The sequence below is a fragment of the Pseudomonas syringae group sp. J309-1 genome (genome assembly GCF_032582135.1).
Classification (GTDB): Bacteria; Pseudomonadota; Gammaproteobacteria; order Pseudomonadales; family Pseudomonadaceae; genus Aquipseudomonas; species Aquipseudomonas quasicaspiana.
Map to the genome: position 1 here is coordinate 19446 of NZ_JAWHNU010000046.1, position 14001 is coordinate 33446.

Consider the following 14001-nt stretch of genomic DNA (forward strand, 5'->3'; position numbering starts at 1 on the left):
AAACAGCATTCAACATCAGGTCCTGACCCGGGCAATCAACCCGCCAATCAGACCCGTGACGCAACCGATGATCAGCCCGCCGACATGGGCACCGTTGGCGATTTCGCCAAAGCCCAGCATGCCGACCAGCCCTGAAAGACACAGCACCAACCAGACCAGCATCATCACCAGCACACCGCGCGGTAAACGATAGATGGGGTTGGGTGCGAGCAATTGAAAGATCCAGCAGTGACCCAACAGCCCATACAGCACGCCGGACAACCCGCCAAACAGGCTGGGGCCGCCGAACTGGTATTGAACAGTGTTGGAAACAGCGCTGAACAGCAGGGTCAGACCCAGCAGATGCAAACTGCCCTGGCGCCACTCGATACGGCGGCCCAACTCCCAATACCACATGGCGTTCATGGCCAAATGAAGGATGCCGAAGTGAATCAGCATCGGCGTGACGATCCGCCACCACTGGCCAGCTGCAATGCTGTCGCCCAGCGGCAGGAAGGTCGCGTATTCACCCTGTACGCGGAAATCGAGAAAGGTCAGCCAGCGCACTGCGTCGAGGTTTTCCCCCAACAGCGTGATGCCACCGACTATCAAACATGCCAGCAGCACCAGCGTGGTGACCGGACTGTCGCGCAGTTGCTGAACAAAGCCGGGACGCGGCGCAGGGGTGCTCTGCTCACCCGGCGGCAATTGATAGTGCTCATCACCGTCCGGGTATTGCTGATACAAAGCCCGAATGTCGTCCGCCAGTTGCGGCGTGTCCGGTACCCAGAGGACCTGCTCCCCTGCTTCTTCGCTAACCCGATGGGGCACACGCAGACGGTTCAACAGGCCGATAAAACCACTCAGGTCGGTGGTCAATGGCAGACGCAGTACAGCAACAGGACTCATCAAACAGCCTCGGGACGTTCAACATCAACCCAGACAAACTTGTCCGGATCGATGCAGGTTTCCTGGTCCAGCCGGTAGGCGACCAGTTTTCCGTAGAGCACGGCGCTGTAATCCAGGCAAGCCAGGTTCGGCCGGATCGGGGCGGGAATCCCGCTGCGCCAGTAATGCCCGACGAACAGCATGGGTTCGTCAGCGCCATAGCGCAGCAAGGCGTTCTTTTCAGTCGTAGAGAGTGGCGTCTTGGCCACACCTTCGGGCAGCGCGTCCGGCTGAAACACCACGTCGCCGTAGGTTTGCGGGTCGTCTTCCCAGAACTTGGTGCGGAAAAACTCACGGGTCAGGCCATCGCCGCCGGTCAGCGTAATGCCATGGGGCAAGCGCATGTCAGTGCCGCGCAACAAACGGTCAAACACTGCGCAGGCAAAGCTGCCCTGAACCGCCGAGGCCTGGACGAATTCCTGATTGATGCAGCCACCGCCATGCATCGTGATCAACGGTGTGATGAGGCTGGCGTCCCAACAGGCATGTACGACGCGGAAACGTCCGGCGTCCATGAACAGCGGCAGCTCGTAGAACCAGTCGACAAATTCCTTCCACTCATCCTGGTATTGCTCGAACTGGGCCAGGGTCTCGCCCATAAGCTTGCTATGACGAAGCGAGTGTTCACGGACGAACTGCTTGCCGCTCTCCGGCGGGGCAGGTGTATGCCAGCCCAACGCATTGAACTCGTGGTTGCCCATGATGCACAGCGCGTGCCCCGCCTTCACCATATCGCGCACGATGTGCAGCGACTCGCGAATCAGCGGGCCGCGATCAATGATGTCCCCCAGAAATAACGCGATGCGCTCAGGATGTCGCCACACGCCTGCCTGAAAGCGATAACCCAGCACGCTGAGCAGTTTCTCCAGCGTGTGGGCACAGCCATGCACGTCACCGATCAAATCGTAGCTACGCGCGGGATCGAACATCAGTCGCCTCCACCACCAAGCCGGCTACCCCAGCCCAGCTTGGTGCGACAGACTTCGTAATAATTGTGATCAAGTGGGTGGATCAGGCGCAGTTTCTGCGGCTTCTTGCTGACCGTGACGGTGTCACCCGGCGCGCAGGTGAAATGGTTCTGGCCGTCGCAGGAGACTTGCGGATAAATCGTCATGTCCTTTGAGACCACGATTTTCAGCTCACTGTTCCCATCCACTACGATGGGCCGTCCGGACAAGGTGTGCGGGTACATCGGCACAATCACGATCGCATCCAGCTTGGGATGCATGATTGGCCCGCCAGCGGAAAGCGCATACGCGGTCGAACCGGTAGGCGTGGCGACGATCAGGCCGTCGGCCTTCTGGCTGCAGACGAACTGACCATCGATGTAGATCTCGAACTCGATCATCCGCGTCGACTTGCCGGGGTGCAGCACCACATCGTTGAGCGCGTCGCCCTGACCGATGGCTTCGCCGTGGCGGCGGACTTCGGCCTGTAGCAGGAAGCGATTTTCCACCAGATAATGGCCGTCGAGCACTTCGGCGACTTTGATTTCCAGTTCGTCGGGGCGAATATCGGTGAGGAAGCCCAGGCTGCCACGGTTGATGCCCAGCACCGGCGTGTTGTGCTTGGCCAGCGCACGGGCCGCGCCCAGCAGGCTGCCGTCACCACCCACCACGATCACCAGGTCGCAGACTTCGCCGAGCATCTTGCGCGATGAAGTTTGCAGGTTGTGGCCTGGCAATACTTCGGCAATGGTGTCTTCCAGAATGACGTGCAGGTGCCTTTCCAGCAGGAATCTCTTGAGTCGGCGCACGGTATCGAGCACCTGAACACTGCCCAGACGGCCGATGATGCCGATATTACGAAACTGCTCCATGGGGCTCCTGCGGGGTTCGATGCGGCTTAAAGACAGCGATTATGGGCGAAAGGCCGGGGTAGCGGCAATTGATCGTTCCCGGATGTTCAACCTGTGAGCTGCCGAAGGCTGCGAAAAGGTCGGAATGACCTTCCACAGGTCTGATTAAACGTCCGGTTCCCGGCCGATCGCAGCCTTCGGCAGCTCCTACTTTGACCGATGGTTGCCAGTTAACGCTATCCTGCGACCATGACTCTATTCCACAGCCTCACCCACCTGCCCCGCCAGTTACGCACGCCGCAAGTGCGGGACCTGGCCTGGGTGATTCTGGCGCCGCCGATGCTGAGCGAAACGCCGTGGCCGCAGCGTCATCCTTTGACTGCCAGCGACTGGGTGCAAACACCTCAACTATTGGCAGACTTTCTACTCAGGCTGGATCAGGACAGCAGCGCCCTGCTCCACTGGCTGGCACTGGGCGCAACCCGTCGGCTGGGCCTGTATTACGAGCGTTTATGGCAATTTGCAGTAGCTCAGGCTCCCGGTGTCGAGATGATCGCCGCGAACCTGCCGATTCGCCTGGGCGGCCAAACCCTGGGTGAGCTGGACATGCTGCTGCGCGATGCCGAAGGCGTGCACCACGTGGAATTGGCGATAAAGCTCTATCTCGGACCGCAGCAAGGTGACGGCAGTGACCCTGCGCAATGGCTGGGGCCTGGTTGCCATGATCGGCTTGACCTCAAACTTGCCCACCTGAGCCAACATCAACTGCCGATTTCCGCCCGCCCGGAAAGCCGCGAACTGCTCGCAGCGCTGGGCATCGATACGTTTGACGCGCAACTGTGGCTTGGGGGCTATCTACTTTACCCGTGGCCCGGCCAGACAGACTCTCCGCAAGGCGTCCATCACCAGCACTTGCGCGGCAGTTGGCTGCATCAGAAGGATTGGCACGCATTTACCGCGCAACGGCCGGAAGGTCGCTGGCAGTTATTGCCTCGTCACGCCTGGCTGGCCCCGGCCCATTACGCCGAAGCCTGGAAAGATTCACAACTGCAGGACTGGCTGACTCAACTGGACCCGCTGGCTCCGGCGCAACTTTTGGTAAGGCTGGTGGAAAACGGCAGCGGCGAATGGGAGGAAGCCGAACGGGTTTTCCTCGTTTCGGACATCTGGCCACGGCTGGGTGACACAAGCAACATGACTCAAACCATCACGTTGCCCGCGTCGCCCGCCTGAATCTCAAGCGGCTTTTTTAGTGCGCGGCAGCAGAATCGCCAGGATCCCCAGAAGCGGCAGATAGGAACACAGGTTATAGACGAACAGAATGCCGTGGCTGTCAGCCAGATAACCCAGCAAGGCCGCACCAATCCCGCCAAAGCCGAACATCAGGCCGAAGAAGATCCCGGCGATCATGCCGACGTTACCCGGCACCAGCTCTTGGGCATACACCACAATGGCGGAAAACGCCGAAGCCAGAATGAAACCGATGATCACGCTCAGCACGCTGGTCCAGAACAGATCGGCATAAGGCAGCGCGAGGGTAAACGGCGCAGCACCGAGAATCGAAAACCAGATCACCGCTTTACGGCCAATCCGGTCGCCAATCGGCCCACCGAAGAACGTGCCCGCCGCCACTGCGCCGAGAAACAGGAACAGATACAGCTGGGAATTAGCCACCGACAGGTCGAACTTCTCGATCAGGTAGAAGGTGAAGTAACTGGTGATGCTCGACATGTAGAAGAACTTGGAGAAGATCAGAAACGCCAGGACCACCAGCGCGCCAGTGACGCGTCCTTTGGACAGACCATGACTCGCGGCCTGACCTTGCTTGAGCTTGAACAGATTCAAGTGTGCGCGGTACCAGCGGCTGATGCCGTATAGCAGTCCCACAGAAAACAGCGCGACCAGCCCGAACCAGGCCACATGCCCCTGACCGAACGGAATGATGATCGCTGCGGCCAGCAACGGGCCAAACGCTGAGCCGGTGTTGCCGCCCACCTGAAAGGTCGACTGCGCCAGTCCAAACCGTCCACCCGACGCAAGCCGCGCAATGCGTGAAGCTTCCGGGTGAAAGGTAGAAGAGCCAATACCGATCAGGGCCGAGGCCAGCAGAATCATTGGAAAACTGCCCACCACGGCCAGCATCAGAATACCGATCAAGGTGCACAGCGAACCGACTGGCAATACCAGCGGATTGGGATGGCGGTCGGTGTAATAACCCACCCAAGGTTGCAACAGCGAGGCAGTGATCTGGAACGTCAGGGTAATCAGGCCGATCTGCGTAAAGGTCAGGCCGTAGCTTTCCTTGAGCAGCGGGTAGATCGACGGCAGCACCGCCTGAATCAGGTCGTTGACCAGATGCGCCAGTGCCACAGCACCGATGATGCGCATGACCAGCGGGCTGCTGGTGCTGGTTGTCGGAGGAGTTGCAGCAGGAATTGCGATGGTGGAGGCGTTGCTTACGTCCATGGAGTTCATCCGCGAAGCTATTGGATGTGCCACGACCCGGTTATTGCAAGATATGTCAGCGGCACAAGGTCCGCCAATGTGCCATTTTTTGGGGCATGGCCGCTACATTTTGTTGCGCAGATGACAGAGGGTTGTCACTGATATGCAGGCTTTTGTGGGAGCCGGGCTTGGTCTGGGCGGCATTCCGACGATAAACGATAACGCGGTGTGGCTTCTGTTCGCGTCTCATGTATCGCGGGCAAGCCCGGCTCCCACAGGATTGCATCGCAAATCTAGACTTGAGTCGCTGCCACACCCGGATTGCCCTTCTGCCCCGTCGGCACATCATGCAGCGATATCCGCGAGGTCTCCGGCAGCGCCAGGCCACCCGCCAATGCCAGCAATGCCACCGCAATCAGGTAAAACGCCGGGGATAGGTTGCTGCCCGTAGTGGTGATCAGCCAGGTTGCCATCAACGGCGCGGTGCCGCCGAAGATGGTGTAGGCCATGTTGTAAGTGATCGCCGAAGCGGTATAGCGCGTGCGGGTCGGAAAGGTTTCCGAGAGCAGCGCGGCCGTGACCACGCCACACAGTACCGCGCCGACCGCCAGCAGCATCACGCCGACGATGGACGCCACGAACGAGCCGGAACTGGCCATCAAGAATGACGGGAATACCACCACGATCAACAGCGCGCACGCGGTCATGACCGTCACGCGGCGCCCGACCTTGTCGGAGTACAACCCGGCCAATGGGCAAATCGCTGCGGCAAAGAGCAATGCAATCAACGACACCAGCAACGCCGTCGCACGACTCAGACCACCCGCTACTTGCAGGTAAGTGGCGAAGTAGGTGGTGAACATATAGAACGACAAGGCCGTCAGCGACACGAATGCACCCAGGCAGCAAATCGCCGCTCCGTGGTTGCGCAGGGTTTCCTTGAGGGGCGAATGGGCGACGTCATGCTCCTGCGCCACCGCCTGAAATGCCGGAGTTTCATCCAGTTTCCAGCGCAGATACAAACCGACCAGACCCAGCGGCGCAGCAATCAGGAACGGCAAGCGCCAGCCCCAACTGCCCATGGCTTCCGGTGACAGTGAAGCCTCAAGGGCGTAAGCAACTACAGCCGCTGCGGCGAATGCAGAAAAGGTCGAGACCGGGACAAAACTGCCGTACCAGGCTCGCTTGTCACTGGGCGCATGCTCCATGAGATAAGCGCATGCGCCTGCGTATTCACCACCCGCCGAGAAGCCCTGCGCGCAACGAATGAGCGTCAGCAGAATCGGCGCCATCACGCCAATCGCCGCGTAGGTGGGCAATAGACCAATCAAGGTCGTGGCTGCGGCCATCAGCAGAATGGTCATTGCCAGCGTGCGTTTGCGACCAATCCGGTCGCCGAGCATGCCGAAGAAAATTCCGCCCAAAGGCCGAAAAGCAAAAGCCACCGCGAATACCGCAAAGGTTTTCAGCAGCGCTGCACTGGCGTCGCCACTGGGGAAGAACTGTTGGGCGATAGCCGTGGCGAGAAAGCCATAAACGGCGAAGTCGAACCACTCGACGAAGTTGCCGATGGCGGCGGCGACAATCACTTTTCTCAGCGTTTTGGGGCTGACTTGCTCTGTAGCGGCGCTTGTCATGCTGGACCTCGACATTTCATCAGGAAGCTATCGATTATCGGGACAGTCACTGCGACGGCTCACTCCAAAAGTGTCATCCGCGTATTCAGGACCGACCCCACCGCTGTTCGATAGCGCATGATTCATGCCAGAGGCTTTGGATCAACGATTACAAGCCCATTGCCCGTCGTCCCTGCAGGCCACCGGTGTGGATAAATATCAGCCGCGTGCCGACCGGGAAACGCCCGGCGACCACCTCATCGTGGAGGGCCAACAGCGCCTTGCCGGTGTACAGCGGTTCGAGGGGGATGCCGCTTTGGGATTCGCTACTGGCGATGAAATCCAGCAGGTGCGGATCGGTTTTGGCGAAGCCACCACGGGAGGCGCTGATGAGGATGTAGTCATCGGTAGGAGCGAACTTGTTCGCGAGGCGGTGTGTCAGGCTAGACGCTTCGCGAACAAGTTCGCTCCTACCCAGACTGTGTGAAAACGTAGCGAGCGACGGCAAGACAAGGCAAAAACAGGCGAAAAAGCGGAGTCTAGGTGTTCTAAATGAGCATTTTTCGCCTGTTTTTAACGCAGTATTGCCGAGCGCAGTAGTTTTCACACAGTCTGTACCGGTTTTGCGATGGGCCAGAATTGCTGTGACATTCTGTTCAACCCCATGATCATCCGGCACCGCCATGGCGCCGTACACCGGATGCGCGCCGTCCTCGGCCAACACTAGTCCAGCTAGCGTGGTGCCCGTCCCGGCGGCCAGCCACCAGCCGTGATAATCACTCCAGCCCAGTTCGCTCAGTTGTTCGTGCGCCATCTCCAGCAAACCGGCGCAGCCAAGCGCGCCGGGCAAACCTCCGCCGCCTTCCGGGATCGGGTAGAAATCAGGGTATTGCGTCAGCCACGAAGGCCAGAAGTCCGGCTCATGGCGTGCGCGATAACCGCCATAGCCAAGCCAGTGCAGGTGCATGCCGAACGCCTGTAGATCGACCGTGGTGGGCGTCTCAACGGCGTGACCGCGCAACAATCCGACCGTGGCAAAGCCAAACCGCTTGCCCGCAGCCGCCAACGCATGCAGATGATTGGAATGCGCGCCGCCCAGACTGATAACGCCTTTCGCATTCACCTCGCTGGCTGCCGCAAGGTGATGAGCGAGCTTGAACCACTTGTTGCCACTGATCAGCGGATCGATAAGATCCAGGCGCAGGACCGCAACCTCGACACCGGCTTGGGTTAGCCAAGGTAGATCGAGGCGTTGGAGCGGCGCGCTGGGTTGCCAGTGGATGGGGGCGATGGACACAAGGAAGGGACCGCTGGATGAAGGGCGGGAGTTTAGCATTGGCAAAGATTTAACTGATTAAGCATAAACCCTGTGGGAGCGAGGCTTGGTCTGGGCGGCATTCCGACGATAAACGATAACGCGGTGCGTCTTCTGACCGCGTCTCATGTATCGTCGGAATGCCGCCCAGACCAAGCCTCGCTCCCACAAGAACTGCGTTCCCCAGGAAAACCCTACAACCCCGCCGCCAACCTCGACCCCTGATCAATCGCCCGCTTGGCGTCCAGCTCGGCCGCGACATCCGCGCCGCCGATCAGGTGCACGGATTGCCCGGCCTCGACCAGCCCGTCATACAGTTCCCGCAACGGATCCTGTCCGGCGCAGATCACGATGTTGTCCACCGGCAACACCTTCTCCTCTCCTTCACCGATACGGATGTGCAGACCGGCGTCGTCGATGCGCAGGTATTCGACACTGTTGAGCATCTGCACCTGTTTGTTTTTCAAACCGGTACGGTGAATCCAGCCAGTGGTCTTGCCTAACCCGTCGCCAACCTTTGAAGCCTTGCGCTGCAACAGATACACCTGACGCGCCGGGGCGTGCAGCTCCGGCTTGATCCCCGCCACGCCACCGCGCGCTTCAAGGGCGGTGTCGATGCCCCACTCTTTCCAGAAAGCAGTGCGATCCAGACTGGTGGAAATGCCCTGATGCACCAGAAACTCCGAAACGTCGAAACCGATACCGCCTGCACCGATCACCGCAACGCTTTGCCCGACCGGCTTACGTTGCAGGATCACATCCAGATAGCTCAGCACCTTGGGATGATCGATACCCGGAATCGCTGGCATGCGCGGCGCAATACCGGTGGCAAGGATTACCTCGTCAAAACCGGCGCCCAGCAAATCCTCAACGGTAACACGGGTATTTAGCCGCACGTCAACGTCCGTGGTTTGCAGCTTGCGCGCGAAGTAACGCAGGGTTTCGTAGAACTCCTCTTTGCCCGGTACACGCTTGGCGATGTTGAACTGACCGCCGATTTCAGCGGCTGAATCAAACAGGGTGACGTGATGCCCACGTTCGGCAGCCACTGTGGATGCCGCAAGGCCCGCAGGACCGGCACCAATTACGGCGATTTTCTTGCTCTGGCGGGTCGGGATGTAATTCAGTTCGGTCTCATGACAGGCACGCGGGTTGACCAGGCAACTGGTCAGCTTGCCGCCAAAAGTATGGTCCAGACAGGCCTGATTGCAGCCAATGCAGGTGTTGATTTCATCGGCGCGCCCCGCCGCTGCCTTGTTGACGAATTCCGGATCCGCCAAAAAAGGCCGCGCCATGGAGACCATATCGGCATCGCCTTCGCTGAGAATCTGCTCAGCGATTTCCGGCGTGTTGATGCGGTTGGTGGTGATCAACGGGATGCCCACCGAGCCGCGCAACTTGGCCGTGACTTTGCTGAAAGCTGCGCGCGGCACTTTGGTTGCGATGGTCGGAATCCGTGCTTCGTGCCAGCCGATACCGGTATTAATAATCGTCGCACCGGCCTTCTCAATGGCTTGAGCCAATTGCACGATCTCTTCCCAGGTGCTGCCGCCCTCCACGAGATCCAGCATCGACAGGCGGAAGATAATAATGAACTCGGCCCCCACGGCTTCGCGAACCCGGCGAACGATCTCCACCGGCAAACGCATGCGATTTTCGTAGCTGCCGCCCCAGCGATCCGTTCGGTGATTGGTGTGGGCCGCCAGGAACTGGTTGATGAAGTAGCCTTCGGAACCCATCACCTCCACGCCGTCGTACCCAGCGCTTTGGGCCAGCGTCGAGCAGGTGACGAAATCGGCGATCTGCTTTTCGATCCCCGCTTCGTCCAGCTCGCGAGGTTTGAAAGGATTGATCGGCGCCTGAATGGCGCTGGGGGCAACCTGATTCTTGCTGTAGGCATAACGTCCGGCATGAAGGATTTGCAGACAAATCTTGCCACCCGCAGCATGCACCGCCTGAGTCACCACGCGATGCTGCTCTGCCTCTTCAATCGTGGTCAGCTTGGCCGCGCCGGTGTAAACGCCGCCTTCTTCATTGGGCGCAATACCACCCGTGACCATCAGCCCGACACCTCCCGTCGCCCGCTCGGCAAAATACGCCGCCATGCGCTCAAAACCGCCTGGCTTTTCTTCCAGCCCGGTATGCATCGAGCCCATCAGGGTGCGGTTGCGCAACGTGGTAAAGCCCAGGTCCAGCGGGGCCAGCAGGTGCGGGTAATGAGCGGCGACCATAGAAACTCCATCGAACTGTCACGGGATGCGACCGCCTGAGGCAGCCGTCAATTATTCAGGCCTTTGCGGCCTGTTCATTGCGCAACAGTAAAGACGAGCTTCGCGACGCGCTCAATGACCCTAAGTGACAAGTTGATGATTTAAACGTGCAGCTGGCTTTTTGGACTGTCTCGGCAAGCCAAAGCCTGATATCGACAGAACACATTCCTCTCAAGTGGAATGCATTGCTGTAGGATCCGCCCCCGGTATCCCTGATACCACGCTGTCGCGCAGCAAAACAGACAGCTAGTGGGACGGCCGGGGTGGCGCTCCACTTCATCCGGGAAGGCGGCATTCCTGACGATAAAAATGTGGCGGATGTGCTGGCCTCTTCCCGAATAAATTCGGTCCCACAGGGTGGGTCCGTCATCATCTTGCGGTTGCTGTCGAACGGCAGCCAGAAACGACTATCGCTGGGTATGAGGCTATGCCTTGGTGCGCAGGATTCTCTACACCGACGTTTTAGTCGCGCTCCGCAGCGGTATCGTAACGGTGGGCATCCGACAAATACTCCCCTTTGGTAATCTGATTTCGTCGACAATGCAGCAATCACACAAAGCATCCAGACGCACTGTTATCGTCAAAAAATCGCATTTGAGGGAAGAACAGCAATGAGCGTAAAAGGCATCATTTTTGATAACGACGGGACTCTCGTCGACAGCGAACGCGTCGCAGCGACGCTGCTGCATCAAATGCTGTCAGAGCACAATATCCAGCTTTCTGTGGCCGAAGTGCTGGATCGCTATCGAGGCGTGCAGTTTGAGTTGTTCATGGCTGACATCAAAACGCAAGCGCCCGGTCTCAATGTAGACAGATTTGTTCAATCGTTTCGCGAGGCAAGTCTTCACATGTTCCAGGCTGGGCTGAATGCAATGCCGGGCGCTGTGGACTTCGTCAAGGCGTTGAAACTTCCTGGTTGCGTTACTTCCAATGGACCCCCCTCTAAAATAGAGACGACGCTCAAGGCGGCTGGTTTATATCCCTGGTTCGAAGGCCGTCTCATCAGTGCCTACGACGTTGGATCCTGGAAACCAGAGCCTGGGCTAATTCTCGCAGGTTGTGATTTCCTGGATTTACCGCCTGAGAACTGCCTATTGGTGGAGGACAGCCATGCCGGCGTACAGGCCGGTTTGGCAGCAGGCACGAAGGTAGTGGGTTATGGACTAGACACCGACTTCTCGGTTTACGTCGGACGACCTGACTTTTATCTGGCCAGGCATTACCGTGACTTGGCACAACTGCTGACTCGCATCTAGCAGTCGCTGGAAGGAAGCGGCTTGTGTGCTGACCAGGTCCAGCAAGAAGCACTCAATACATAAAGCCTGGATAAACCATGTCCACCATGACGCACCTCATGGCCGACCATTGTGACCGCTGCTCGAGTAGCATCATGGGCGCTGGTTATGGATGCACAAACATCTTGTCGCATGGGTATATTGCAGGGCACATAAGCGTCTAAATATCACATCGCGATGCATCTATTGACCAATCCAATGTTGATCAGTACAAGCCGCTGATAACACCCAGCCATTAGCCGATCAAAGCCAGCGTCTCCAGTTTTATCAACGGTACACTTTCAACGCCTGATGGATCATCGATGTTCACGGAGGATAGAACCATGCCGTACCGTAAACACCTGCGAACGCTCAGCCTGCTGACAGCGTTCAGCCTTTCCCTCAGCACAGTCTCCACACCAGCCTGGTCAGCCACTAAAAGCGCAAAACGCGGCATCGCGTATGACATAGCGTCACCTGCGGACTTGAGTGCTTTGTCACCGGGAATCAGTTGGTGGTACAACTGGAGTCCAAAGCCACACGACCGGCTCGCCGCGTATAACTACTCCTCCACCTACGGGGTCGACTTCATACCGATGGTCTGGAATGCCAATGTCGATGACGGTCAGTTGAAACTCTACTTGCAGGCCCACCCGGATATCCGCTACCTACTGGTGATCAATGAGCCCAACCTCGTTGATCAGGCCAACATGACACCCGAAGCGGCCGCGCGATTCTGGCCAAGGCTGGAACAGATATCCGCGCAGACCGGGGTAAAGCTGGTTGGCCCCGCGATGAACTGGGGAACGATGTCGGGTTATGGCGACCCGGTTGTGTGGCTTGACGCCTTCTATGCTGCGTACCGTGCGCAAAATCAGAATCGCGATCCGAAGATCGACTATCTGGCGTTTCATTGGTACGACTATGGGCTGTCAGGCATGCTCGACAGGCTATCCAAATATGGCAAACCCTTTTGGGTCACCGAGTTCGCCAACTGGCACTCCCCGATTGACGGGGTGCAGATCGACACGCTTGAAAAGCAAAAGCAGCAGATGGCGGAGATGGTGGCGGTCTGCGAGAACCGCGCGGATGTGTTTCGGTATGCCTGGTTCACGGGTCGCATGAATGATGACCCGCACTTTTCAAGCCTGTTGAACGATGAAGGAAGGCTGACAGAACTGGGTAAGCATTATCTTTCGCTGCCATTCAATCAGTAGCGGGTACCAGCGGTCATCGGGACCTGGAGCCTGCCCATGCGCGTCAAAGTCGAGCTGGATGCCCGTAGGTGTCCAGCGCGTACGAGGCCGCCAGGGACGCTGAACCGATCTCGGTCAGCCCACTGATGATGTGCTGGGTGTAGGGAAAAGCAGGGTCTTCATCCAGCACTCTCTCCGACACCAACAGCCCTTCTTTCACAAGCACGTCTATCGCCAACACACAGCGCACGATGGACGGAAAGTTTGGCTGGCCGCGCACCAGCTGCATGTATATCTGACCGCATGTCAGCTTTCGCGGCGCACCGCCGCGTGGCTTTCCATCACTTAACAACCAGACCGCTTTTAAAATGGCCAGATCCACTTCGAGAGGGTCTGTAAGCTCTGAGCTGAATCCAAAGCCGGGTAACAGAAAGGGACGCGCTTGGGATGTCACAGTTAAACCTCTGAGTGTCATTAGCCTGAACCACCGCACTTATTCACCCTGGACGCTTTTCTTACCTGTAGGCATGAGCAGCGTGGCACGCCCGAATTCTTCACAAGGCGACAGGACGGCGAGCACTTTTATGGCCTGACTACTTTAACACCGCTCAAAACAGAGCTATCACTCTGTTTTTCAGAAAGATTTTTTATAGCTGATAAATGATAATGGTCAGCAGAAACAACCAATAAATACTTGTAAATCAGATAAAATCAATATTAATTTTAAATAAATTAAAAACACACGATAAAAACAAATCAAATATTTAACTTCATTTTTTTGCCGCCACAGAACTTTAAGCTCACACTGCTGACTTACTGTCTGCAGCCTGTAGTAAACCTCCACGCGCTGACACTTCTTCGTTACCCACTTCTATTTGGAGATTCTCCCGATGGCTAGAAGCTTGCTGCCTCTTGCTGCCATTTTTCTGATGGGCCTCACCACACTTTCTGTATCAGCCGCCGAAAACAAAAATCCCCTGCCGTCGACATCGAGTGATGTGCGCGTGGAAGTCGAGGCCAAACGCGAGCAGATCACTGGCGCCGAAAGCGCTACAAAAAGCCAGTCGACAGGCGCGCAGACGGTGCTGGACGCCCCGGTCGTGACCGACGACGCCCCAACGACCGATGACGAGAAATGAGTCTTCGTTTGATACGCAGCA

The 14001-nt window shown here is 57.8% G+C and carries 11 protein-coding genes and 2 pseudogenes; 4 read left to right on the forward strand and 9 right to left on the reverse strand.

All coding sequences use genetic code 11. The features are described from left to right. Positions 1–15: 15 nt before the first annotated feature. From RX972_RS21245 to RX972_RS21255, 3 genes are read right to left on the reverse strand one after another with little or no spacing between them, the layout of a single operon-like run. Positions 16–888: a rhomboid family intramembrane serine protease gene (locus RX972_RS21245; RefSeq protein ID WP_316878253.1), complete on the reverse strand. Its 873-nt coding sequence runs from the start codon at positions 886–888 to the stop codon at positions 16–18. Then, on the reverse strand, positions 888–1856 hold the full coding sequence (locus RX972_RS21250) for a metallophosphoesterase (protein ID WP_027902007.1): 969 nt from the start codon (positions 1854–1856) through the stop codon (positions 888–890). Before RX972_RS21250 ends, RX972_RS21245 begins: the two co-directional genes overlap by 1 nt. Further along, positions 1856–2746, reverse strand: coding sequence for an NAD(+) kinase (locus RX972_RS21255; RefSeq protein WP_027902006.1), 891 nt, complete (start codon positions 2744–2746; stop codon positions 1856–1858). Before RX972_RS21255 ends, RX972_RS21250 begins: the two co-directional genes overlap by 1 nt. A gap of 228 nt (positions 2747–2974) precedes the next feature. On the opposite strand from RX972_RS21255, the gene RX972_RS21260 reads away from it, so the two are divergent. Beyond that, positions 2975–3958 (forward strand): DUF1853 family protein, encoded by a 984-nt coding sequence (locus tag RX972_RS21260; RefSeq protein ID WP_231677461.1) that lies wholly within the window; start codon positions 2975–2977, stop codon positions 3956–3958. A 3-nt stretch (positions 3959–3961) separates the two neighbouring features. Here the strand turns inward: RX972_RS21260 and RX972_RS21265 are convergent, their stop codons facing one another. The 5 genes and pseudogenes from RX972_RS21265 to RX972_RS21280 form a co-directional block, all read right to left on the reverse strand. Continuing rightward, a complete protein-coding gene (locus tag RX972_RS21265) occupies positions 3962–5191 on the reverse strand; it encodes an MFS transporter (protein WP_316878258.1) in 1230 nt (409 codons plus the stop codon). 272 nt (positions 5192–5463) lie between these two features. Further along, positions 5464–6807 carry an MFS transporter gene (locus RX972_RS21270; protein WP_122807792.1) on the reverse strand — a complete coding sequence of 448 codons (1344 nt, stop codon included), beginning with the start codon at positions 6805–6807 and terminating at the stop codon, positions 5464–5466. Between the two features lie 148 nt (positions 6808–6955). Further along, positions 6956–7183 (reverse strand): annotated as a pseudogene (locus RX972_RS29590) (1-aminocyclopropane-1-carboxylate deaminase); the annotation flags it as partial. 237 nt (positions 7184–7420) lie between these two features. After that, positions 7421–8122 (reverse strand): annotated as a pseudogene (locus RX972_RS29595) (1-aminocyclopropane-1-carboxylate deaminase/D-cysteine desulfhydrase); the annotation flags it as partial. Positions 8123–8295: 173 nt separating this feature from the next. Continuing rightward, the gene (locus RX972_RS21280) at positions 8296–10332 is read right to left on the reverse strand and encodes an NADPH-dependent 2,4-dienoyl-CoA reductase (RefSeq protein WP_316878263.1); all 2037 of its coding nucleotides are present in this window, start codon (positions 10330–10332) and stop codon (positions 8296–8298) included. A 650-nt stretch (positions 10333–10982) separates the two neighbouring features. Here RX972_RS21280 and RX972_RS21285 point away from each other — a divergent pair. Then, positions 10983–11627: an HAD family hydrolase gene (locus RX972_RS21285; RefSeq protein WP_231677457.1), complete on the forward strand. Its 645-nt coding sequence runs from the start codon at positions 10983–10985 to the stop codon at positions 11625–11627. 362 nt (positions 11628–11989) lie between these two features. Continuing rightward, complete coding sequence (locus tag RX972_RS21290) at positions 11990–12862, forward strand: glycoside hydrolase family protein (protein ID WP_316878265.1); 873 nt, start codon at positions 11990–11992, stop codon at positions 12860–12862. A gap of 43 nt (positions 12863–12905) precedes the next feature. Here the strand turns inward: RX972_RS21290 and RX972_RS21295 are convergent, their stop codons facing one another. Next, positions 12906–13223: a hypothetical protein gene (locus tag RX972_RS21295; protein WP_099269657.1), complete on the reverse strand. Its 318-nt coding sequence runs from the start codon at positions 13221–13223 to the stop codon at positions 12906–12908. 508 nt (positions 13224–13731) lie between these two features. Here RX972_RS21295 and RX972_RS21300 point away from each other — a divergent pair. Then, positions 13732–13980 (forward strand): hypothetical protein, encoded by a 249-nt coding sequence (locus RX972_RS21300; protein ID WP_027901776.1) that lies wholly within the window; start codon positions 13732–13734, stop codon positions 13978–13980. Positions 13981–14001: the final 21 nt, after the last annotated feature.

What these genes read in the sequence shown, in the direction of transcription:
- RX972_RS21245 (WP_316878253.1), bottom strand. Translation starts at nt 888, where the DNA reads ATGAGTCCTGTTGCTGTACTGCGTCTGCCATTGACCACCGACCTGAGT.
- RX972_RS21250 (WP_027902007.1), bottom strand. Translation starts at nt 1,856, where the DNA reads ATGTTCGATCCCGCGCGTAGCTACGATTTGATCGGTGACGTGCATGGC.
- RX972_RS21255 (WP_027902006.1), bottom strand. Translation starts at nt 2,746, where the DNA reads ATGGAGCAGTTTCGTAATATCGGCATCATCGGCCGTCTGGGCAGTGTT.
- RX972_RS21260 (WP_231677461.1), top strand. Translation starts at nt 2,975, where the DNA reads ATGACTCTATTCCACAGCCTCACCCACCTGCCCCGCCAGTTACGCACG.
- RX972_RS21265 (WP_316878258.1), bottom strand. Translation starts at nt 5,191, where the DNA reads ATGGACGTAAGCAACGCCTCCACCATCGCAATTCCTGCTGCAACTCCT.
- RX972_RS21270 (WP_122807792.1), bottom strand. Translation starts at nt 6,807, where the DNA reads ATGACAAGCGCCGCTACAGAGCAAGTCAGCCCCAAAACGCTGAGAAAA.
- RX972_RS21280 (WP_316878263.1), bottom strand. Translation starts at nt 10,332, where the DNA reads ATGGTCGCCGCTCATTACCCGCACCTGCTGGCCCCGCTGGACCTGGGC.
- RX972_RS21285 (WP_231677457.1), top strand. Translation starts at nt 10,983, where the DNA reads ATGAGCGTAAAAGGCATCATTTTTGATAACGACGGGACTCTCGTCGAC.
- RX972_RS21290 (WP_316878265.1), top strand. Translation starts at nt 11,990, where the DNA reads ATGCCGTACCGTAAACACCTGCGAACGCTCAGCCTGCTGACAGCGTTC.
- RX972_RS21300 (WP_027901776.1), top strand. Translation starts at nt 13,732, where the DNA reads ATGGCTAGAAGCTTGCTGCCTCTTGCTGCCATTTTTCTGATGGGCCTC.